The sequence below is a fragment of the Streptomyces dryopteridis genome (assembly GCF_049606955.1).
Lineage (GTDB): Bacteria > Actinomycetota > Actinomycetes > Streptomycetales > Streptomycetaceae > Streptomyces.
The window spans coordinates 5,257,928-5,279,121 of the sequence record NZ_CP187113.1 but is presented as its reverse complement, the minus strand read 5'-3'; the positions used below and the strand labels follow the sequence as shown (position 1 = coordinate 5,279,121).

18 protein-coding genes are annotated in these 21,194 nt (G+C 75.5%); 4 read left to right on the top strand and 14 right to left on the bottom strand.

Annotated elements, in window-relative coordinates; all coding sequences use genetic code 11:
• Positions 1 to 3 precede the first annotated feature (3 nt).
• From ACN20G_RS22640 to argC, 4 genes are all read right to left on the bottom strand, one after another.
• Positions 4 to 1,224: an acetylornithine transaminase gene (locus ACN20G_RS22640; protein WP_424214642.1), complete on the bottom strand. Its 1,221-nt coding sequence runs from the start codon at positions 1,222 to 1,224 to the stop codon at positions 4 to 6.
• 1 nt (position 1,225) lies between these two features.
• Positions 1,226 to 2,197 (bottom strand): acetylglutamate kinase, encoded by a 972-nt coding sequence (gene argB, locus ACN20G_RS22635; RefSeq protein WP_424214641.1) that lies wholly within the window; start codon positions 2,195 to 2,197, stop codon positions 1,226 to 1,228.
• A gap of 28 nt (positions 2,198 to 2,225) precedes the next feature.
• Positions 2,226 to 3,383: a bifunctional glutamate N-acetyltransferase/amino-acid acetyltransferase ArgJ gene (gene argJ, locus ACN20G_RS22630; protein ID WP_424214640.1), complete on the bottom strand. Its 1,158-nt coding sequence runs from the start codon at positions 3,381 to 3,383 to the stop codon at positions 2,226 to 2,228.
• A 77-nt stretch (positions 3,384 to 3,460) separates the two neighbouring features.
• Positions 3,461 to 4,489 carry an N-acetyl-gamma-glutamyl-phosphate reductase gene (argC, locus tag ACN20G_RS22625; protein WP_424214639.1) on the bottom strand — a complete coding sequence of 343 codons (1,029 nt, stop codon included), beginning with the start codon at positions 4,487 to 4,489 and terminating at the stop codon, positions 3,461 to 3,463.
• 307 nt (positions 4,490 to 4,796) lie between these two features.
• Between argC and ACN20G_RS22620 the strand changes: the two genes are divergently transcribed.
• A complete protein-coding gene (locus tag ACN20G_RS22620) occupies positions 4,797 to 5,402 on the top strand; it encodes a hypothetical protein (RefSeq protein ID WP_424214638.1) in 606 nt (201 codons plus the stop codon).
• Here ACN20G_RS22620 and ACN20G_RS22615 read toward each other — a convergent pair.
• Complete coding sequence (locus ACN20G_RS22615) at positions 5,360 to 5,788, bottom strand: winged helix-turn-helix transcriptional regulator (RefSeq protein ID WP_424214637.1); 429 nt, start codon at positions 5,786 to 5,788, stop codon at positions 5,360 to 5,362. The two genes, ACN20G_RS22620 and ACN20G_RS22615, sit on opposite strands and share 43 nt — an antisense overlap.
• 90 nt (positions 5,789 to 5,878) lie before the next feature.
• Between ACN20G_RS22615 and ACN20G_RS22610 the strand changes: the two genes are divergently transcribed.
• On the top strand, positions 5,879 to 6,310 hold the full coding sequence (locus ACN20G_RS22610) for a YybH family protein (RefSeq protein WP_424214636.1): 432 nt from the start codon (positions 5,879 to 5,881) through the stop codon (positions 6,308 to 6,310).
• On the opposite strand, the gene ACN20G_RS22605 is transcribed toward ACN20G_RS22610, so the two are convergent.
• Both ACN20G_RS22605 and ACN20G_RS22600 read right to left on the bottom strand, forming a co-directional pair.
• A complete protein-coding gene (locus tag ACN20G_RS22605) occupies positions 6,300 to 7,094 on the bottom strand; it encodes an N-acetyltransferase (protein ID WP_424214635.1) in 795 nt (264 codons plus the stop codon). The genes ACN20G_RS22610 and ACN20G_RS22605 overlap by 11 nt on opposite strands.
• 43 nt (positions 7,095 to 7,137) lie before the next feature.
• Positions 7,138 to 8,565 (bottom strand): PLP-dependent aminotransferase family protein, encoded by a 1,428-nt coding sequence (locus ACN20G_RS22600; RefSeq protein WP_424214634.1) that lies wholly within the window; start codon positions 8,563 to 8,565, stop codon positions 7,138 to 7,140.
• On the opposite strand from ACN20G_RS22600, the gene ACN20G_RS22595 reads away from it, so the two are divergent.
• Positions 8,564 to 9,523, top strand: a complete 960-nt coding sequence (locus tag ACN20G_RS22595; protein WP_424214633.1) for a DMT family transporter — start codon at positions 8,564 to 8,566, stop codon at positions 9,521 to 9,523. The genes ACN20G_RS22600 and ACN20G_RS22595 overlap by 2 nt on opposite strands.
• A gap of 87 nt (positions 9,524 to 9,610) precedes the next feature.
• On the opposite strand, the gene ACN20G_RS22590 is transcribed toward ACN20G_RS22595, so the two are convergent.
• Positions 9,611 to 10,906: a glycoside hydrolase family 10 protein gene (locus tag ACN20G_RS22590; RefSeq protein ID WP_424214632.1), complete on the bottom strand. Its 1,296-nt coding sequence runs from the start codon at positions 10,904 to 10,906 to the stop codon at positions 9,611 to 9,613.
• A 174-nt stretch (positions 10,907 to 11,080) separates the two neighbouring features.
• Between ACN20G_RS22590 and ACN20G_RS22585 the strand changes: the two genes are divergently transcribed.
• A complete protein-coding gene (locus ACN20G_RS22585) occupies positions 11,081 to 11,950 on the top strand; it encodes a 3-hydroxybutyryl-CoA dehydrogenase (RefSeq protein ID WP_424214631.1) in 870 nt (289 codons plus the stop codon).
• A 73-nt stretch (positions 11,951 to 12,023) separates the two neighbouring features.
• Here ACN20G_RS22585 and ACN20G_RS22580 read toward each other — a convergent pair whose 3' ends face one another.
• The 6 genes from ACN20G_RS22580 to ACN20G_RS22555 all read right to left on the bottom strand — a co-directional run bounded on the left by ACN20G_RS22580 (position 12,024) and on the right by ACN20G_RS22555 (position 21,185).
• Positions 12,024 to 13,376 carry a transcriptional regulator gene (locus ACN20G_RS22580; protein ID WP_424214630.1) on the bottom strand — a complete coding sequence of 451 codons (1,353 nt, stop codon included), beginning with the start codon at positions 13,374 to 13,376 and terminating at the stop codon, positions 12,024 to 12,026.
• Between the two features lie 361 nt (positions 13,377 to 13,737).
• A complete protein-coding gene (locus tag ACN20G_RS22575) occupies positions 13,738 to 15,030 on the bottom strand; it encodes a PP2C family protein-serine/threonine phosphatase (protein WP_424214629.1) in 1,293 nt (430 codons plus the stop codon).
• Positions 15,031 to 15,239: 209 nt separating this feature from the next.
• Positions 15,240 to 17,771, bottom strand: a complete 2,532-nt coding sequence (gene pheT / locus ACN20G_RS22570; protein WP_424214628.1) for a phenylalanine--tRNA ligase subunit beta — start codon at positions 17,769 to 17,771, stop codon at positions 15,240 to 15,242.
• Positions 17,771 to 18,898: a phenylalanine--tRNA ligase subunit alpha gene (pheS, locus tag ACN20G_RS22565; protein WP_424214627.1), complete on the bottom strand. Its 1,128-nt coding sequence runs from the start codon at positions 18,896 to 18,898 to the stop codon at positions 17,771 to 17,773. Before pheS ends, pheT begins: the two co-directional genes overlap by 1 nt.
• 179 nt (positions 18,899 to 19,077) lie before the next feature.
• Complete coding sequence (locus ACN20G_RS22560) at positions 19,078 to 20,271, bottom strand: ATP-binding protein (protein WP_424214626.1); 1,194 nt, start codon at positions 20,269 to 20,271, stop codon at positions 19,078 to 19,080.
• A 53-nt stretch (positions 20,272 to 20,324) separates the two neighbouring features.
• Positions 20,325 to 21,185, bottom strand: coding sequence for a TrmH family RNA methyltransferase (locus ACN20G_RS22555; protein WP_424214625.1), 861 nt, complete (start codon positions 21,183 to 21,185; stop codon positions 20,325 to 20,327).
• Positions 21,186 to 21,194: the final 9 nt, after the last annotated feature.

Here is a 21,194-nt window from a genome sequence, read left to right as displayed (position 1 = left end):
GTCTCATTCTCCGGCTCGTCCCGCTGCGTCGAGGACGTCGGGCAGGGCCCGAACGAACGCGTCCACCTGCTCCTCGGTGATCACGAAGGCCGGCATCAGCCGGATCACGTCGGGGGCGGGCGCGTTGACCAGGAAGCCGGCGTCCTGAGCCGCCTGCTGCGCCTGCGGCGCGATCGGCTCTGTCAGCACGATACCCAGCAGCAGGCCCGCGCCGCGGACGTGGGAGACGGACGGGTGCCCGAGCCCCTCGATTCCGGCGCGCAGCCGCTCGCCGAGGGACTTGACCCGGTCGAGGAGTCCGTCGGCGGCGATGGTGTCGATCACGGCGAGGCCGGCGGCGCAGGCGACCGGGTTCCCGCCGAAGGTGGTGCCGTGGTGGCCGGGCCGCAGCAGGTCGGCGGCGGGGCCGAAGGCGACGACGGCGCCGAGGGGCAGTCCGCCGCCCAGGCCCTTGGCGAGGGAGACCAGGTCGGGTTCCACGGCCTCGTGGGCCTGGTGCTCGAACCAGTGGCCGCAGCGGCCGATGCCGGTCTGCACCTCGTCGAGGGCGAGGAGGGTGCCGGTGGCGCGAGTGATCTCGCGGGCCGCGGTGAGGTAGTCGGACGGGGGCACGACCACGCCGTTCTCGCCCTGGATCGGTTCGATCAGGACGAGGGCGGTGTCCTCGGTGACGGCGGCGCGCAGGGCCTCGACGTCGCCGTAGGGCACGTGGGTCACGTCCCCGGGCAGCGGCAGGAAGGGCTCCTGCTTGCCGGGCTGGCCGGTGAGGGCGAGGGCGCCCATGGTGCGGCCGTGGAAGCCGCCGGTGGTGGCGACCATGTGGGTGCGGCCGGTGAGCCGGCCGATCTTGAAGACGGCCTCGTTGGCCTCGGTGCCGGAGTTGCAGAAGAAGACCCGGCCGTCGGGGCGGTCGAAGAGGCCCAGGAGCCGCTCGCCGAGGGCGAGGACGGGGCCCGAGGCGTAGAGGTTGGAGACGTGCGCGAGGGTGGCGACCTGCTCGGAGACGGCCGTGACGATCGCGGGGTGTCCGTGGCCGAGGGCGTTGACGGCGATGCCGCCGACGAAGTCGGTGTAGCGGTTGCCGTCGGCGTCCTCGACCTCGGCGCCCGAGCCGGCCACCAGGGCGAGCCGGGGGGTGCCGTAGTTGTCGGTGAGTGCGGCGCTCCAGCGGGCCGCGTGGCCGGCGTTGCCTCCGGGCGCGCCGGCCGGCGTGGTCTCGCTCATGTCATTCCCCCGTCGGTTCGGTGTGGGCGGCGGTGTCGGCGGGCGGGTCGGGCACGACCATCGTGCCCACGCCCTCGTCGGTGAAGATCTCCAGCAGGATGGAGTGGCGGATCCGGCCGTCGATGACGCGGGCCGTGTTCACCCCGCCGCGCACGGCGTGCACGCAGCCCTCCATCTTGGGCACCATGCCGGCCGACAGCTCGGGCAGCAGCTTCTCCAGTTCGCCCACCGTGAGCCGGCTGATGACCTCGTCGCTGGCGGGCCAGTCCGCGTACAGGCCCTCCACGTCGGTGAGGACCATCAGGGTCTCGGCGCCGAGGGCGGCGGCCAGCGCGGCGGCGGCGGTGTCGGCGTTCACGTTGTACACGTGGCCGTCGTCGGCGCTGCGGGCGATGGAGGAGACCACGGGGATCCGGCCGTCGGCGAGGAGGGCCTCGATGGCGCCGGTGTCGATCGCGGTGATCTCGCCGACGCGGCCGATGTCCACGAGGGTGCCGTCGATCTCGGGGGTGTGCCGGCGGGCGCTGAGGGTGTGGGCGTCCTCCCCGGTGAGGCCGACGGCGAAGGGCCCGTGCTGGTTGAGCAGGCCGACGAGTTCGCGCTGCACCTGCCCGGCGAGGACCATGCGGACCACGTCCATGGCCTCTTCGGTGGTGACGCGCAGCCCCGCCTTGAACTCGCTGACGATGCCGTGCCGGTCGAGGGCCGCGTTGATCTGCGGACCGCCGCCGTGCACGACCACGGGCCTGAGGCCGGCGTGCCGCAGGAAGACCACGTCCTGGGCGAAGGCGGCCTTCAGCTCCTCGTCGATCATGGCGTTGCCGCCGAACTTGATCACGACGATCTTGCCGTTGTGCCGGGTCAGCCAGGGCAGGGCCTCGATGAGGTGTTCTGCCTTGGGTTGCGCGGTGTGCCGGCGGGCGGCCTTCTGCGCGGACTTCTCGGGCGCGGCGCCGGCGGGGGTGTCGGTCATCGGACTCTTCCGTGAGGGACGGGCGGCTTCAGGAGCTGTAGGCGCTGTTCTCGTGGACGTACTCGGCCGTGAGGTCGTTGGTCCAGATGACGGCGGAGGCGGAGCCGGTCGCGAGGTCCGCGGTGATCCGGATCTCGCGGCCCTTCATGTCGACCAGGTCGCGGTCCTCGCCGACGGAGCCGTTCTTGCAGACCCACACGTCGTTGATGGCCACGTTGAGCCGGTCCGGGTCGAAGGCGGCGCGGGTGGTGCCGATGGCCGAGAGCACCCGGCCCCAGTTCGGGTCCTCGCCGTGCAGGGCGCACTTGAGGAGGTTGTTGCGGGCGATGGTGCGGCCCACCTCGACGGCGTCGTCCTCGTCGGCCGCGCCGATCACCTCGATCCGGATCTCCTTGGAGGCGCCCTCGGCGTCGCCGATGAGCTGCCGGCCGAGGTCGTCGCAGACCAGTCGGACGGCCTCGGCGAACTCGGCGTGGTCGGGGACGGTGCCGCTCGCCCCGGAGGCCAGCAGCAGCACGGTGTCGTTGGTGGACATGCAGCCGTCGGAGTCGACCCGGTCGAAGGTGGTGCGGGTGGCGTCGCGCAGTGCGGTGTCGAGGACCTCGGGGCCGAGGTCGGCGTCGGTGGTGAGGACCACGAGCATGGTGGCCAGGCCCGGGGCGAGCATGCCGGCGCCCTTGGCCATGCCGCCGACGGTGAAGCCGGTGCCGTGGTGGACGGAGGTCTTGTGGACGGTGTCGGTGGTCTTGATCGCGATGGCGGCGGCCTCGCCGCCGTCCGCGTCGAGGGCGGCGGCGGCCGTCTCGATGCCCGGGAGCAGCTTGTCCATGGGCAGGGTGATGCCGATGAGGCCGGTGGAGGCCACGGCGACCTCGCCCGCGTTGTGCCCGCCGCCGAGGACGGCGGCCACCTTCTCGGCCGTGGCGTGGGTGTCCTGGAAGCCCTTGGGGCCGGTGCAGGCGTTGGCGCCGCCCGAGTTGAGGACCACGGCGCTCACCGTGCCGCCGCGCAGCACCTGACGGGACCACTGCACGGGCGCGGCCTGGACCCGGTTGGAGGTGAACACGCCGGCGGCGGCCAGGCGGGGCCCCTGGTTGACCACGAGGGCCAGGTCCGGGTTGCCGTTCTCCTTGATGCCGGCGGCGATGCCGGCGGCGGTGAATCCCTGTGCGGCCGTGACGCTCACGGAGTGCTCCTTGGGGCTGGGTCTGGTGCGGGTGGTGCGGATGGTGCGGTGCTGCGGGCCCGGTCGGGGCCTTTTGGTCAGGGCGCCAGGCCGGTGCGGGGCAGGCCGAGGGTCTCGGGCAGGCCCAGGGCCAGGTTGGTGCTCTGGATCGCGCCGCCGGCGGTGCCCTTGGTGAGGTTGTCGATGGCCGCCACCGCGATGACGCGGCCGGCGGCGGGGTCGAGGACGACCTGGACCTGCGCGGTGTTGGAGCCGTTCACGGCGCCGGTGGTGGGCCACTGGCCCTCGGGCAGCAGGCGCACGAAGGGCTCGTCGGCGTACGCCTTGGCGTACGCGTCGCGAACGGCCTCGGCGGTGACCCCGGGCAGGGCCTTGGCGCTGCACGTGGCGAGGATGCCCCGGGACATGGGGGCGAGCATCGGGGTGAAGGAGACGGAGACCGGGGCGCCGGCGAGCGGGGCGAGGTTCTGGCTCATCTCGGGGGTGTGCCGGTGTCCGCCGCCCACGCCGTAGGGGCTCATGGAGCCCATGACCTCGGCGCCGAGCAGGTGCGGCTTGAGGGCCTTGCCCGCGCCGGAGGTGCCGGTGGCGGCGACCACGACGACCTCGGGTTCGACCAGGCGGGCCTGGTGGGCGGGGAAGAGGGCGAGCGAGACGGCGGTGGGGTAGCAGCCGGGGACGGCGATCCGCTTGGTCCCGGCGAGGGCGGCGCGGGCGCCGGGCAGTTCCGGCAGGCCGTAGGGCCAGGTGCCGGCGTGCTCGGAGCCGTAGAAGGTCTCCCAGTCGGCGGCGGAGCGCAGTCGGTGGTCGGCGGCGAGGTCGACCACGAGGACCTCGTCGCCGAGTTCGGCGGCGACGGCGGCGGACTGGCCGTGCGGCAGGGCCAGGAAGACCACGTCGTGGCCGGCGAGTTCGGCGGCGGTGGTGGGGGCCAGGACGCGGTCGGCCAGCGGGGCCAGGTGCGGGTGGACGGCGCCCAGGGCCTGGCCGGCGTTGGAGTGGCCGGTGAGGGTGCCGATCTCGATCTCGGGGTGGTCGAGGAGGAGGCGCAGGAGCTCTCCCCCCGCGTATCCGCTCGCGCCCGCGATTGCTGCCTTTACCACCATCGGTTCCTCCGGACGACCCCTGACATTGATGGCATGACTATACGTACCGCTGCACTTTTATGCAAAGGTCTTCCGTCATCACGGGATCCACCTCACGGAACGTACCCGAGCGCGCGCCGGGCCCGCCCCCCGCGCCCACAACTCGGACTCCCGGTTGCATCGGCGAGACCGCGCACGAACACCGCTCGAACACCGGGGAACCCCGGCGGGGCCGGCCGAAAGGGCGGCATTGTGGGCCCCCTCGGGGCGTCCCTACAGTCCCCGCGTCCCACCACCCTGGCCACCCTCACTCCCTCAAGGGGGATCCGTGTCCCTGTTCCGCCGCGCCGCCCGCTCCGCCGCGCGCTCCGCCAAGCCCCTCGCCCTGGCCGCCGTGGCCGCCCTCGGCCTGCCGCTCGCCCTCGCCGGCCCGGCCGGGGCCGCCGGCCCCGCCCCGCGCGCCTTCGCCGGGTGTTCGGGGCAGGAGCGACTGCCGCGCCCGCAGGACGACCGGTTCTACGTGCAGTGCGCGGGCCCGCTGGCCACCGTCGTGGCCTGTCCGGCCGACCTCGTCTTCCTGCCCGCCCTCGCCGCCTGCGGGGCGCCCACGGGCCCGGCCCGCGCCACCGTCACCGCGACCGGCGGCCCGGCCCGGCTGAACGGGCTGCTCTTCGGAGTGAAGGACCTGTCGGCCACGGTCCGCAAGGCCGACGGCGAACCCGGGCTCGACGGGGTCACCGTCACCTTCACCACGGTCGGCGGCCGCACCCTGTGCACGGCGGTCACCGATCAGTTCGGCGCCGCCCGCTGCTCCAGCCCGACCGGGCTGAACCTGCCGCTGGACGAGCTGCTGCGCGGCTACCGGGCGCAGTACGCGGGCCAGGGCGCGGTCTACACCCCCTCGGCGGGCACCGGCGCGGTCCGCCTGCTCTGATCCCGCAGCTCCGCCCCGGTGCGGTACAGCTCGATCAGCAGGGGCCGCAGCGCGCGCCCGGCGGGTGTCAGGCTCCAGGTGACGCGGACCGGGAACCCGGTCCGCGCCTCCCGGGCCACCAGCCCCCGCTCCCGCAGGGTCGTGAGCCGCTCGGTGAGCACCTTCGGGCTGATCCCGGGCAGCCGTCCGGCGAGCAGCCCGAAGGAGAGCGGGCCGTGCATCAGCTCGCGCAGCACCAGGGTGGTCCACCGGCCCGACACGGCGGCCAAGGCCACCTCCACGGGGCAGTCGGGGTCGGGCCGGTCGGTGCGCCCGGCCGGGTCCGGCACGAGTTCCTCGTCCCAGCCGGCGGCCCGGTCCGCGTCGCTTCCCGTTCGGTGAGCCACGTCGGCCTCGGCTTGGCTGTCCCCATGAGCGAGCACTCCGGCCCCACTTCCCCTTCGATCCCCGTGCGACCCCCCGGTCGCCGGGCCACCATGACCCCGCCGACCGATCCAAGGCAACTCCCGCCGGTCTTCGCCGCCGCCTTCAACTCCGGGGACCCGGCGGCCGTCGCCGCCTGCTACGCCCCGGGGGCCGTCTTCGTGCCCGCGCCGGGGGCCCCGGCGGTGACCGGGAGCGCCCTGGCGGCGGCCAACGCGGAGTTCATGGGGGTGGGCCTGCCGATCGCGATCTCGGTGCGGCACTGCCATCGGGCCGGGGACCTGGCCCTGCTGATCGCGGACTGGTCGATCGAGGGCGCGGGCCCGGACGGCAGCCCGCTGCGGATCGGGGGCACCGCCACGGACGTGGCCCGGCGCGGCCCGGACGGGCTGTGGCGCTACGCGATCGACAACCCGTTCGGCACCGCCCCGGAGTCCGACGGCGACATCCGGCCGAACCGGGCCCGGGCCCGGTTCAGTCGGTGAGCGCGTGTCGGACCCACACGTTGGGTTCCACGTAGACGGCGTGGTCGCGTTCGGGCGCGCAGTGCACGGGCACGAGCGCGCCGGGCACCCGGACCGGGCCGGGCTCGTCGAAGGGCAGGCCGGTCCATTCCCGCCATTCGGCGAGGGTGGCGCTGATGGTCATGGAGAGCGGGGCGATCCGGTCCACGACCCCGCCGGCGCGGACGTGCACCCGCAGCCAGGCGTCGTGGGGCAGCCCGTCGGGCCGCAGTCGGGCCGCGTACTCCTCGATCGGGGTCTCGGGTTCGGCGGGCTTGCCGTTGGGGCGGACCGGGGCGACGAGCTCGCGGGCGCCCCGGCGGACGGCGTTCTCCCGCATCGCGGCGAGCATCACGCCGGACAGGCCCCGGCCGAGGTGCTCGGTGGCGACCGTGATCTCGATGGCGCTGACGGTGTCGGTGGGGGCGCCGGTGCGCAGGTCGGAGAAGGCCCACAGGAGGGCCTGGTCCCAGCCGCGCGCGGGCAGTTCGCCCGCCTCCCCGCCCCGGTCGGGTCGGCGCAGGGCGAAGGGGACGCTGAACCCCCGTGCCACCACCGGCCCTTCGGGGCCGTCGGTGGCCACCAGCACGTACTCGGGGAGTTCGGCGACCATCCGCGGGTAGAGCAGCCAGGCCAGGCTGTCGTGTTCGGAGAACGCGGGCCAGTTGTCGGTCATCTCCCAGAGCCGGGAGGCCAGTTCGGGCCGTTCGGCGAGGGTGGTGACGACGAGGTCGACCGGGGTGGGGCGGGGGGTGGGCTCGTTCATGGTCCGACCCTACGGACGGGACCGGAGGGGGCTCCACCGGTTTTCAGTCGGTGGGGCGCGAGGCCCCGATCCGGGCCGGGGCCTCGGTGAGGTCCTCGATCCGGGGCGCGGCCGCGAACCCGAGGCGGACGTGCGGGCCGGGCGGGTCGGCGCAGAAGTAGGGCCGGCCGGGGGCGACGGCGACCCCGGCGCGCAGGGCCCGCGCGGTGAACGCGGCCTCGGCGTCCCCGTCGGCGCCGGTCTCCACGCGCAGCCAGAGGTGGTAGCCGCCGCGCGGTTCGGCGGTGAGGGCGAGCTCCGGCAGGTGGCGGGCGACGGCGTCGGCGAGGGCCCGGCGGCGCAGGCGCAGTTCCTCGCCGACCGTGCGCAGGTGGCGGGCCCAGGCCGGGGAGGCGACGAGGTCGAGGGCGGCCTCCTGGAGCGGGCGGGAGACGAAGAAGCTGTCCACGACCTGGGTGGCGCGCAGCCGTTCGCGGACCGCCCCGCGCGCGGCGAGGGCGGCGACCCGCAGGTTCGGGGAGGCGGGTTTGGTCAGGGAGCGCAGGTGCACGACCACCCCGTCGGGGTCCTCGGCGGCCAGGGTGGGCGGCAGGGCGGGGCCGTCGGAGTGCCCGAGGTGGCGGGCGTAGTCGTCCTCGACGACGAAGGCGCCGGCGGCGCGGGCGATCCGCAGGACCTCGGGGCGGCGGTCGGCGGCGAGGACGGCGCCGGTGGGGTTGTGGAAGAGGGGTTGGCAGACCAGGAGGCGGGCGCCGGTGGCGCGGAAGGCCCGGTCGAGGAGTTCCACGCGCAGGCCGCCCGCGTCGACGGGGACCGGGAGCGGTCGCCGGTCGGCGCCCCGGACGATGGCCAACAGGCCGGGGTAGGTGGGGGATTCCACGAGGACGGGGGCGCCGGGCGGGGCGAGGGCCCGGACGACGGTGGACAGGGCGCTCTGGCCGCCGGCGGTGATCAGGACGTCGTCGGCGGTGAGCGGGCCGCCGATCTCGCGGGCGAACCAGGCGCGCAGGTCGGGCAGGCCCTCCAGGGGCGGGCGGGCCCAGGCGCCGGGGCGGCGGCCGGCGCGGGCGAGGGCGGCGGCCAGGGCCCGTTCGGGTTGGAGGGAGGAGTGCAGGTAGCCGCTGTTGAGTTCGGTGACCCCGGCGGGCCGGCCGGCGACGGCGGCGAGGAGTCCGGAGGCGTCGGGGGTGACCCCGGAGCTGAGGGCGACCTCCTGCCAGGAGGTGTCGCCGAGGGCGGCGGGGCCGCCGGCCGGGTCACGGGGCTCCGCACGGTAGGCGCCGGCGCCGGGGCGGGTGGTGACGAGGCCCTCGGCGACGAGGCGGGCGACGGCCCGCGAGACGGTGACGGGGCTGACCCGGTACCGCTCCACCCATTCCCTGCTCCCCGGCAGCTTCTCGCCAGGAGAGTAGCGGTTGACTTCCGACCGCAGGTATTCCACGAGTTCGGCCACACTGCTACGCTGGATCATGAGAGAGAACAATAGCGCTACGATCCCGCAGACGATAGCGATCCCCACCCCGGGAGCCGTCATCCCGGGAGCCACCTCCCCGGCCGGCACCGCCCCGGCCCCGCGACGCGGGCGCGGCGGGGTGCTGTGCGCCGCCGCCGGCGTCCTCGCCTTCTCCCTCACCTTCCCCTCCACCGTCTGGGGCCTGGAGGGCTTCGGCCCCTGGTCCCTGATCGCGCTGCGTTCCCTGCTGGCCGGGGTCCTCGCGGCCGGCTGCCTGGCCGCCGCCCGAGTGGCGCCGCCGGCCCGCGAGCACCGGTTCGGGCTGCTGGCGGTGGCCGCGGGCGTCGTGGTGGGCTTCCCGCTGCTCACCACCCTGGCCCTGCGCTCCACCACCACCTCGCACGCGGCCGTCGTGGTCGGCCTGCTGCCCCTGACCACGGCCGCCTGCGCGGCCTGGCGCACCGGGGTGCGCCCGTCGCGGACCTTCTGGACCGCCGCCCTGGTCGGCGCCGCCCTCGTGCTGGCCCTCGCCCTGGCCCAGGGCGGCGGGGCCCCGACCGGCGCCGACGGGCTGCTCTTCGCCGCCCTGCTGCTGTGCGCCTTCGGCTACACCGAGGGCGGCCGGCTGGCCCGGCTGATGCCCGGATGGCAGGTCATCGGCTGGGCCCTGGTGGCCTGCCTGCCGCTCTCCGCCCTCGGCGCGGTGCTCGCCCTCTCGGTCGAGCCGGTCTCCTGGAACGCGCACGGGGTGCTGGGCCTGCTGTGGGCCGCCGCCGGCTCCACCTTCCTGGGCCTGTGGGTCTGGTACCGGGGCATGGCCGAGATCGGGCCCGCCCGCGCCGGCCAGTTCCAGCTGGCCCAACCGCTGCTGACGGTGGGGTGGTCGGTACTGCTGCTCGGGGAGAGCCCGAGCCCGGCGGTGCCGCTGGTGGCCTGCGGGGTGCTGGTCTGCATCGCCGTCACCCAACGCCGCTGATCCGGTGCGGCCGAACGGCGGGCGCACGCGGGCGCGCGCCCGGGTGGGCACGTGCTCCCGCACCCCCCGTTCGGCCCCCGTGCCCCCTCACCGCGCGGGCGCCGGCTCCCGATAGTGGTCGGCCAGCAGCCGGCTCATCGCCCCGTTCGCGTCCGAGGCCACCTGCCGGGCCGAGAAGTACGCGTGCCCGCGCACCTCCGGCAGGCCCCGCGTCAGGTCCAGGTGCCGCGAGAGTTCGGCCGGGTCCCGCCACCGCGGGACCGGGCTCTTCGGGTCCGCCTTGTACAGGGCCTCCCCCACGTACAGCGCGGCCGGCGTCTCCCGCAGGGCCGCCGCCCACCACCGGGCCAACACCGCGTAGTCCGCCGTCGGGTGCCCCAGGTGCCAGTACAGCTGCGGGGCCAGGTAGTCCACCCAGCCGCGCCGCGCCCAGCCCAGGGTGTCCGCGTACAGGTCGTCGTAGGACTGCACCCCGGCCCGGGTCGCCGAACCCGCGGGATCGCTCGTCGCGTGCCGCCAGATCCCGAACGGGCTCACCCCGAACCGGGTCCCGGGCCGCACCGCCCGGACCCGCTCCCCCAGATCCCCCACCAGCGCGTCGGTGTTCGCCCGCCGCCAGTCCGCCCGCGTGGGGTGCCCGGCCCCGTGGCGCAGGAAGCTCGCGTCGTCCGCGAACCGCTCCCCGACGATCGGGTACGGGTAGAAGTAGTCGTCGAAGTGCACCGCGTCCAGCGGGTAGCGCCCCACCGCCTCCAACACCACACGCCGCACCAGCTCCCGCACCTCCGGGACCCCCGGGTCGTAGTACAGCCGGCCCCCGTGCACCACCGTCCACTCCGGGTGCAGCCTCGCCGGGTGCCGCGCCACCAGCCGCGCCCGGTCCGCGTGGTGCGCGATCCGGTACGGGTTGAACCAGGCGTGCAGCTCCAGCCCCCGCGCGTGCGCCTCGGCCACCGCCGTCCCCAGCGGGTCCCACCCCGGGTCCTTGCCCTGTTCCCCCGTCAACCACTGCGACCAGGGCTCGCACTCCGAGGGCCACAGGGTGTCGGCCGTCGGACGCACCTGGAGGATCACGGCGTTCAGCCGGCACGCCACCGCCCGGTCCAGCAGCTCCAGCAACTCGGCCCGCTGCTCCGCCGCCGGCGCCCCCGCCCGCCCCGGCCAGTCCACCCCCGCCACCGTCGCCACCCACATCGCCCGCAACTCCGGTCTCGGACCCGTCGGCGGCGCCGGCTCCGTCGGCCGTTCCAACTCACCGCCCGCCCCCGGCCCGGGACCCGGCTCCGGCCCCGGTTCCGCCCGCGCCGCGCCGCCCCCCGCCCACGCCCCCGCCACCGCGCCCGCCGCGCCCGCCAACAGCCCACGCCGACCGATCCCCGCCATGTGAACCCTCCGTCGCCCTCGATGTCCGGGGAGTGAGATTGCTCTCCCGCGCCCAGGATGCCCGGAGCGCACGATCTGTCCGTGCTTCGGCGGGAGTAACGTCGGGGGGCGTGGCGGCGGGCGCCGGAACCAAACGGGGGACCCGTCGGACGGATCAGCAGCGAAAGGCACGATGTGACGGACCTCCCTACCGACATCGCACGCGTCGGCGTAGTGGGCTGTGGCCAGATGGGCGCGGGCATCGCGGAGGTGTGCGCCCGCAGCGGTCTCGACGTGCTGGTGGCCGAGACCACCGGCGAGGCGCTGGAGATCGGCCGCACCCGGCTGCACAACTCCCTCATCAAGGCCGCCGAACGCGGGAAGATCAGTGAGGAGGAGCGGGACGAGACCCTGGCCCGGCTCACCTTCACCACCGACCTCGGCGAACTCGCCGACCGCGACCTCGTGATCGAGGCGGTGGTCGAGAACGAGCAGGTCAAGACCGAGATCTTCCAGATCCTCGACCAGGTCGTGACCCGTCCGGACGCCATCCTCGCCTCCAACACCTCCTCCATCCCGCTGGTCAAGCTGGCCGTCGCGACCTCCCGCCCGGACCAGGTCATCGGCATCCACTTCTTCAACCCGGCGCCGGTGCAGAAGCTCGTCGAGATCATCCCCGCGCTCACCACCGGCGAGGAGACCGTCAAGCGGGCCGAGGCCCTGGTCCGCGACGTGCTCGGCAAGCACCCGATCCACGCCCAGGACCGCTCCGGGTTCGTCGTCAACGCCCTGCTGATCCCGTACCTGCTCTCCGCGATCCGGATGTTCGAATCCGGCATCGCCGGGCGCGAGGACATCGACAACGGCATGGAGCTCGGCTGCGCCCACCCGATGGGCCCGCTCAAGCTCGCCGACCTGATCGGCCTGGACACCGTGGCCTCGGTCGCCGACTCCATGTACGCCGAGTTCAAGGAGCCCCTGTACGCCGCCCCGCCGCTGCTCCAGCGGATGGTCGACGCGGGCCGCCTCGGGCGCAAGACCGGCGCCGGCTTCTACCCGTACTAGGCCGTCTCTTCCGGAAGCGCGCGCCGCGCCCTGCCGGGGCGGGTCCACGACCCGCCCCGGGACGGCCGCCGGCTCACAGCGGCACCCGCAGCGCCTCGTCGAGCAGGTCCACGCCGGCCCGCACCGCCCCCGACCGGGGCGCGCCCTCGGCCAGCAACTCCCGTACCGTGCGCAGCCGTTCGAGCAGCCGGCGGGACTCCATCCCGCGCGCCGGCCCGACCATCCGGGCCGCCGTGGCCGCCGCCGCCTCCCGTTCCCCCTGCCGGAACTGCACCTCGCACAAAACCCCCAACCGGTGCACCAGCCCCCGGTCGTGGGCCGGCGCGGACACCGCCCGCGCCGCCTGCTCCCGCGCCCCGCGCAGATCCCCGATCCCCAACAGGGCCGCCGCGACCTGCACGTTGACCAGCCCCGGCTGCACGTACCCGGTCTCCGCCGGCTCCGCGCCCCGGTCGATCCGTTCCGCCGCCGCCTCCGCCTGCCGCACCCGGGCCAGGGCCGCGCCCGGGTCGCCGAGCGCCGCGTACGCCTTCGCCTGCATCGCGTGCAGATCGGCGGCGAGGGCCGGGCTGACCGCGCGTCCCGCCGTGCGCAGCGCCGCCTCCGCGAAGGCCACCGCCTGCCGGGGCTCGCCCAGGTGCAGGCACTGGTTGACCAGGAGGGCGATCACGTACGCCCCCAACCCCCGGTCCCCCGATGCCTTCGCCAACCGCAGCGCCTGGTGGAAGGAGCGCTGTGCCTGGCCGTGCGCGTCGGAGTCGTAGGCGCAGATCCCGGCCACCGCGACCAGCGAACCCGCCGCCCGGTGCAGGCTGCGCCCCACCGCGTCGGAGTGGCCGGCGCGCAGCAGCGGGGCCGCCTCCCGGCCCAGGAACCGGGTGATCCGGGGCCGGGTCACCAGGCCGCCGGTGCGCCGGTACATCGCCTCGTAGTGCGCCCGCGCCGCCCGCAGCACGGCCACGTGCTCCGGCCCCGTCCGCACCGTCCCGGCCCGCGAGACATCGATGTCCTCCGGCGGGTTCTCCCATTCCCACACGGGGATCACCGCCCGGGTCCCGGTCAACGCGGGCTCCGCCGGTTGCCGAGGGCGCAGCCGCTCGTCCGCCCGCCACAGCGCGGTGGTCCGGTCCACGAACCCGCTCAGCCCCCCGGGCGCCTCCCCGCCCGGCGCGGGCGCGCCCGCGTCGACCAGTCCCACGTCCTCGGGGCCCACGGCCCGCCCGAGCCGGTCGCGGAGCACCTCGCAGATCAGCTCCGGCACCGGACCGCGCGGTCGCTGGCCCTTCAACCAGCGGGCCACGGCGGTGTGTTCGTAACGCAGCGCGATCCCCCGACCGCGGCCGGCCTGGTTCACGCGTTCGGCGAAACCCGCGTGGGACATGCCCGCCTCGATGAGCAGGGCGTCGAGCAGGGCGTTGGGCTGCATGGGCGCTCCAAAGGGCTCGTCGGGGCTCAGGCTAACGGGTGCGCGGTTCACACGGGGTGTGAACCGAATACGCGCATAAATGCGCCACGTGCCCTGCCGGAGTGACGGCGCCGGGCGCTTCACTGTCCTTGTCTCCCCCAGGAGACGCGGGTCGTCGGCTCCCCCTCGTACAGCACGACGGCCCGCCCGCGCGTCGCCCGTCCCGTCCGTCTGCCCGACACTCCGCGGCGGGCCGGGCGACGCCCCCCTCGCCCGGGCTCCCGGGTGCGGGCCGGCGCCGGGGCTTCCCCTCCTCCCCCGGCGCCGGCCCGCCCGAGCGCACCGCGGCCGGCCGACCGGCCCACCGCACCGCCCGACCGGATCAGGGCCGGTCGTCGCGGAGCACCAACAGGGCCACGTCGTCCCCCGGCCGGCCGCCGGTGTGCCGGAGCAGGGCGGCGTGCACCCCCGCCACCAGCCGGGCCGGGGTCACGGACGGGGCGGCGAGCCGGGCCACGACCGCGTCCAACGCGAAGGGCCGGCCCGCCCCGTCCCGCGCGTCCACCACCCCGTCCGTGTGCAGCAACAAACCCTCCCCCGGCCCGATCCGACCGCAGTCCACCGCCCCCACCGAGGCCGGCAGCGGCGCCACCCCCAGCGGCGGCAGGGGCTCGCCGCCCTCCCGACGCCACGGACCCCCGGACCCCGCCCCGGGCCGGGTCACCACCCGCTCCCCCGCCTGCTCCAGGACCCGCCGGTCCCGTTCCGACAGCGCCCCGGGCACCACCGAGGCGCCCGCCCACGGACGCTCCCCGTCCCGGGGTCTGGGGATCACCACCGCCGGCGCCGAACCGCCCGGCCCCGAGCCGACGGGCACCGGCACCCGGCGCGCCCGGGCCCGCGCCCCCGGACCGGCCGGCAGCCACAGCGGCCACGGGTGCCCGCAGTTCACGGCCCGGACCACGCCGTCGACCGCGACCTCCAGCAGCAGCACGGTCGCGAACTCCTCCGCGTCCTCCGCCCCGCCGCCGCCCCGCGCCCGCACCCAGCGCTCCAGGGCCCCTTCCATCCGCAGCGCGACCCCGCCCAGGCCCGCCTCCTCGCGGGCCGCGCGCCGGAACTCCGCCAGCAGCGCCCCGGCCACCGCCCGGGCCCGCGCCCCGTGCCCGCGCGCGTCCCCGATCACCACCCGCACCCCGCCCGCGAACGGCACCGCCGCGTACCAGTCCCCGGCCTCGACGAGCTGCCCCGCCGCCACCGTGAAACCGGCGGGCCGGCCCACCAGCGCCCGCGGCGGCACCGGCCCGGCGACGGCCGCCGACACGGGCGCCGGCAGGGGCACGGCGGAGGCCGTCACGGCGGAGGCCGACGCGGCCGTGCCCGAAACCCCCACCGGCAGCGGCCGGCCGGATCCGGGGGCCCGGTCCCGACGCCGGCGCAACACCCGGCCGCCGGCCATCAACAGCAGGGCCACACAGCCGGCGACCCCGGCCGCCTCCAGCGAGCCCACCGGCTCGGCCCCGACGGAACTCCAGGTCAGCGGGCCCGCGCCGACCCCGGCGCCGATGCCCACCCGGGCCCGCGCCCGCTGCCAGGGCAGGCCCTCGCACATCCGGCGGCCCTGCCCGACCCGGTCCGTGCGGTGCGTTCGGGGTGTCTCCCCGCGCGTGCTCATCCTTCGGCCTCCCCTCGGCCGGATCGATTCTGGCCACGCGAGGGGGCCCGGGGACACGGCAGGCCGGAGATTGCACCCGAACGAGTGAGGTGACGCGGGCCCGCGTCGACGCCACCCGGGCGAAGGAGGCCCGGAACGCGCCGGGGCCCGGCCGGCGGATCGCGTGGATCCACCGACCGGGCCCCGGTCGATCGGCTCGTGCCGGCGGGTCAGGCCCCGCGCAGCACCGCCCCGGTGCGCTCGGCGGCCGCGGCCACCGCCGCGTCGCGGGCACCGGCGGCCTCCTCGGCCTTCAGCGTGCGGTCGGCCGCGCGGAAGCGCAGCGCGTACGCCAGGGACTTCTTGCCCTCGCCGACCTGCTCGCCGGTGAACACGTCGAACAGCCGCAGCGATTCGAGGAGTTCACCGCCGCCCGAACGCAGGGCCGCCTCGACCTCGGCCGCCGGCACGCCGGCGTCCACGATCAGGGCCACGTCCTGGGTGGCCACCGGGAACGAGGAGATCCGGGGCGCCTTGACCGGGCCGGTGCCCGCCGCGAACAGCAGGTCCAGGTCCAGCTCCATGGCGCAGGACCGGGCCGGCAGACCGAAGCCCTTGACCACGCGGGGGTGCAGCTCGCCCGCGTGCCCGATCACGGTCTCGGCGCCGTCGACGACCACGGCCAGCTCCGCGCACCGACCGGGGTGCCACGGGCCGTACCGCCCGCCGCGCACGATCAGCTCGGCCCCGGCCTCGCGGGCCAGGGAGCGCGCGGCCTCGACCGCGTCCGCCCAGTCCGAGGGCCGGCCCTTGCCCCACCAGCCGGCCTGCTCGCGGGCACCGGCCAGCACGACCGCGGCGTACCGCGGCTGGGCGGGCAGGGCCGCGTCGAGCGTGGCGAGCTCGGCCTCGGTGGGCCGACGGTCCACGGCCAGGCGACCGGCCACGACGGGCTCGGCGGTGCGCGGCCGGAAGACGGTGCCGGTCTCGAAGAGGGCCAGGTCGTGCGCGCCCCGGCTGTCGTTGCGGCGCAGCGCGCCGAGCAGGCCGGGCAGCAGCGTGGTGCGCAGCGCCGGCTCCTCCTCGGAGAGCGGGTTGGCCAGCTTCGCGACCCGACGGGTCGGGTCCTCGGCGGCGAGCTGGAGGCGGTCGAAGACCTCCTCGCCGAGGAAGGGGTAGTTCGGGCTCTCCACGTAGCCGGCGCCGGCCAGCGCGCGGCCGACCCGGCGGTGCAGCTCCTGGCGGGCGGTCAGACCGCCGCCGGAGGGCACCTGCGGGAGGGTGGAGGGCAGGTTGGCGTAGCCCTCCAGGCGGATGACCTCTTCGGCGAGGTCGTTGGGGGCCTGGAGGTCGGGGCGCCAGGACGGGACGGTGACGACGAGCTCGTCCTGCCCGTACACGTCGCAGCCGATCTCCTGGAGCCGGCGGACCACGGTCTCGCGGCCGTAGGCCATGCCGGCCACCCGGTCGGGGTGGTCGGCGGCCATCGCGACGGTGCGCGGGACCTCGGGGGCGGCCACCTCGGTGACGCCGGCCTCGGCGGTGCCGCCGGCGAGCAGCACGAGGAGGTCGACGGTGCGCTGGGCGGCGGCGGCCGCGGCCTTCGGGTCCACGCCGCGCTCGAAGCGCTTGGACGCCTCGGAGGACAGCTTCAGCCGGCGGGCGGTGCGCGAGATCGACACGGAGTCGAAGTGCGCGGCCTCCACGACCACCTCGGTGGTGCCGGTGACGGCCCCGGTCTCGGGGTCGGTGACGGCGTCGGCGATCTCGGTGTTGGCGCCGCCCATGACGCCGGCCAGGCCGATGGGGCCGGAGGCGTCGGTGATGACGAGGTCCTCGGCGTCCAGGACGCGCTTGACCCCGTCGAGGGTGGTGAACAGCTCGCCGGCCTCGGCGCGGCGGACGCCGATGGCGCCGTCGATCCGGGTGCGGTCGTAGGCGTGCAGCGGCTGGCCGAGTTCGAGCATCACGTAGTTGGTGATGTCCACGGCGAGCGAGATCGGGCGCATGCCGGCCTTCTGGAGGCGGCGGGTGAGCCAGATCGGGGAGCGGGCCTCGGGGTCGAGGCCGGTGACGGTGCGCGCGGTGAAGCGGTCGCAGCCGGCCGGGTCCGCCACGTGCACGGGGTGGCCGTAGGCGTTGGGGGCGGGCACGTCGAGGAGGGCCGGGTCGCGCAGCGGCAGGCCGTACCCGATGGCGATCTCGCGGGCGATGCCGCGCATCGACATGCAGTAGCCGCGGTCGGGGGTGACGTCCACGTGCAGGACCTCGTCCACGAGCTGGAGCAGCTCGATGGCGTCGGTGCCGGGCTCGTACTCCGGGGGGAGCACGATGATGCCGTGGGTGCCGTCGTCGCCCATGCCCAGCTCGTCGCCGGAGCAGATCATGCCGTGCGAGGTGCGGCCGTAGGTCTTGCGCGAGGCGATCGCGAAGTCCCCGGGCAGGACGGCGCCGGGGAGGACCACGACCACCTTGTCGCCGACGGAGAAGTTGCGGGCGCCGCAGACGATCTCCTGGGGCTCGCCGGTGCCGTTGGCGGCGCCGACGTCCACGGTGCAGAAGCGGATGGGCTTCTTGAAGCCCTCCAGCTCCTCGATGGTGAGGACCTTGCCGACGACGAGGGGGCCCTGGAGCCCGGCGCCGAGGCGTTCGACGGTCTCGACCTCCAGGCCGGCGTCGATGAGCTTGGCAGCCACGTCACGACCGGTGGTGCCCGCGGGCAGGTCGACGTACTCCCGCAGCCAAGAAAGCGGGACCCGCATCAGATCTCCATCCCGAACGGTCGGGTGAACCGGACGTCACCCTCGACCATGTCTCGCATGTCTTCGACGTTGTGGCGGAACATCAGCATCCGCTCGATCCCGAACCCGAAGGCGAAGCCGCTGTAGACCTCCGGGTCCACCCCGCACGCGACGAGCACGTTGGGGTTGACCATGCCGCAGCCGCCGAGTTCGATCCAGCCCTCGCTGGAGCAGGTGCGGCACGGGCGCTCGGGGTCGCCGACCGAGGCGCCGCGGCACACGTAGCACTGCATGTCCATCTCGGCCGAGGGCTCGGTGAACGGGAAGTAGTGCGGGCGGAAGCGGGTGGTGGTGCCCTCGCCGAACAGCTCGGCCACCATGTGGTCGAGGGTGCCCTTGAGGTCGGCCATGGTCAGGCCCTTGTCCACGGCGAGCAGCTCGACCTGGTGGAAGACCGGGGTGTGCGTGGCGTCGAGCTCGTCGGTGCGGTACACGCGGCCGGGGCAGACCACGTAGACCGGGGGTTCCCGGTCGAGGAGGGAGCGGGCCTGCACCGGGGAGGTGTGGGTGCGCATGACCACGCCGGACTCGTCGTCGGCGGTGCCCTCGGGGCCCTTGACGAAGAAGGTGTCCTGGGTCTGCCGGGCCGGGTGGTCCGGGGTGAAGTTCAGGGCGTCGAAGTTGAACCACTCCGCCTCGGCCTCGGGACCCTCGGCCACCTCGTAGCCCATGGCGACGAAGATGTCCGCGATGCGGTCCATCAGCGTGGTCAGGGGGTGGCGGGCGCCGGCGGGCACGCGGTCGTAGGGCAGCGTGACGTCCACCGCCTCCTCGACCAGGACCCGCTCGTCACGCTCGGCCTCGAGGGCGGCGAGCCGCTCGGCGAACGCCTTGTTGACGGCGCCGCGGGCCTGACCGACCCGCTTGCCCGCCTCGGCCTTGGCCTGGGGCGGCAGGGCGCCGATCTCGCGGTTGGCGAGCGCCAGGGGCGAGGTGCCGCCCGCGTGGGCGGTCTTCGCCGAGGCGAGTTCGTCGAGGTCGCGCGCGGCGGCGAAGGCGGCGAGCGCCTCGTCCCGCATCCGCTCGATCTCTTCCGGTTTCAGTGCCTCGACCTCGACAGGGTCGTAGGACTTGTTGGGTGCCGACATCTCTTCCCGTACTTCCGATGGGTGGCTGGCTGGTCCCCGCGCGACCCGGGCGGGCGTCTCGTCCGCGTCATGGGACACAAAGGTGCCAAGGGACGAGTCTAAAGGTCGCGCGCGGTGAAGGAGCCCGTGGGCGGTCCGGGGCGGCTCTCGCGGGGGCGGATCCGGGGTGGATCGGCGGGTCAGCGGAGGAACGCCGGGGTGGCCACGGGCAGGGTGAATCGGAACTCCGCCCCGCCGGCGGGGGCCCGGCCGACCTCGATGGCCCCGCCGTGGGCCTCCACGATGCCCTTGACGATGTACAGGCCGAGTCCGGTGCCGCCCCGCTTGCTGCCCCGCCAGAAGCGGGTGAAGACGCGGTTCATGGACTCCTCCGGGATGCCCGGCCCCTCGTCGGTCACGGTGACCTCGGTGGCCTGCTCGGTCGCGGCGCCGCCGGTCGCGGGCGCCACCTCGATGGTGACGGTTCCCTCGCCGTGGCGCACCGCGTTTTCCAGCAGGTTGCCCAGGACCTGGTCGATCTTGTCGGGGTCGGCCCACAACTGGGGCAGCGGGCGGCTGACGCGGACCAGGAAGCGTTCGGGGGCGTGGCCGCCGGCGGTGAGGGCCTGGACGTGCCGGCCGACGGCGCCGGCGAGGTCGACGGGCTGGCGGCGGATCTCCAGCCGGCCGGAGTCGATGCGGGAGATGTCGAGGAGTTCGGCGATCAGCCGGCTGATCCGGCCGGCGTCGGCGTCGACGGTCTCCAGCATGAGCCGCTTCTGGTCGTCGGTGAACCGTTCCCACTTGGCCAGCAGGGTGGCGGTGAACCCCTTCACGGAGGTGAGGGGGGAGCGCAGCTCGTGGGCGACGGTGGCGATGAGTTCGGCGTGGCTGCGTTCGGTGCGCCGGCGGGCCTCGGTGCCCCGCAGGCTGATCACGAGCCGGTGCAGGGGGCCGCCGGGGGCGCGGCGCACGTAGCGGGCGGAGACGAGGACCTCGCGGCCGCCGGGCAGCAGCAGGTTGCGTTCGGGCTGGCCGGTGCGGATGGCGAGGCCGCCGTAGGGGTCGGTGAGGGTCCACCAGCGGCGGCCGTCGAGGTCCTCCAGCGGCAGGGCCGGCTCCAGGCGGGCGCCGAGCACCTCGGCGGGGTCCAGGCCGGTGATCCGGGCGGCGGCCCGGTTGAAGCAGACCACGCGGCCCTCGGCGTCGGCGACGACGAGCCCGTCGGGCAGGTCGTCGGGGTCGGGCGCGTACCGGTCCTCCGGGGAGCGCGGGGGCGCGGGGACCCCGGGCAGGGTGCGCACGTCCGGCCCCCCGGGGAGCTCTCCGAGGGCGGCGTCCTGGCGCCGCTCCACCGGTTCTCCCCGCAGGGATTCGTTCGTGCCGACGGTCATGTCCCCGTACCCCACCTCTCCGGGGCTCGGCGAGGGGCCCCGGAGGGCCCACCTTACTGGCTGGACGTCACGGAGCGGCACCCTCCGTTCGCCCGCTGTGCACGGGCGGAGGCGTACAGGCAGACGGCGGCGGCCGTGGCCAGGTTCAGGCTCTCGGCCTTGCCGTGGATCGGGACCCGCACGACGGCGTCGGCCAGCGCCCGGGTCTCCTCGGGCAGGCCCCATGCCTCGTTGCCGAAGACCCAGGCGGAGGGGCCGCCCATGGTGCCCGCGTCGAGTTCGGCGTCGAGGTCCTCGGTGCCGGCCCCGTCGGCGGCGAGGATCCGCACGCCGGCGCCGCGCAGTCCGGCGACGGCCTCCTCGACGGGCACGCCCACGGCCACCGGCAGGTGGAAGAGGGAGCCGACGGAGGCGCGCACGGACTTGGGGTTGTAGAGGTCCACGGAGGCGTCGGTGAGGACGACGGCGTCGGCGCCGGCGGCGTCGGCGCAGCGCAGCACGGTGCCGGCGTTCCCGGGGTCGCGGACGTGGGCGAGGACGGCGACGAGCCGGGGGCGGGCCGCGATGATCTCGGCGAACGGGGAGTCGAGGAAGTGGCAGACGCCGACGAGTCCCTGCGGGGTGACGGTCTGCGAGACCTCGGCGAGCACCTCGTCGGAGGCCAGGTGCACGCGGGCGCCGCCGGCGGCGGCCTCGGTCACGATGTCGGCGTAGCGCTCGGCGGCCTCGACGGTCGCGAACAGCTCGATCAGGGTCGGCCCCTGCGCGCCCCGGTGGGCGACGGCCTCGCGGACGGCCTGCGGGCCCTCGGCGAGGAACCTGCGCTCCTTGGTGCGGAAGTTCCGGCGGGCCAGGCGCCTGGCGGCGGCCACCCGGGGGGACCGGGGGGAGATCAGCTCGTCGGGGGTGCCCATGGTGTGCGC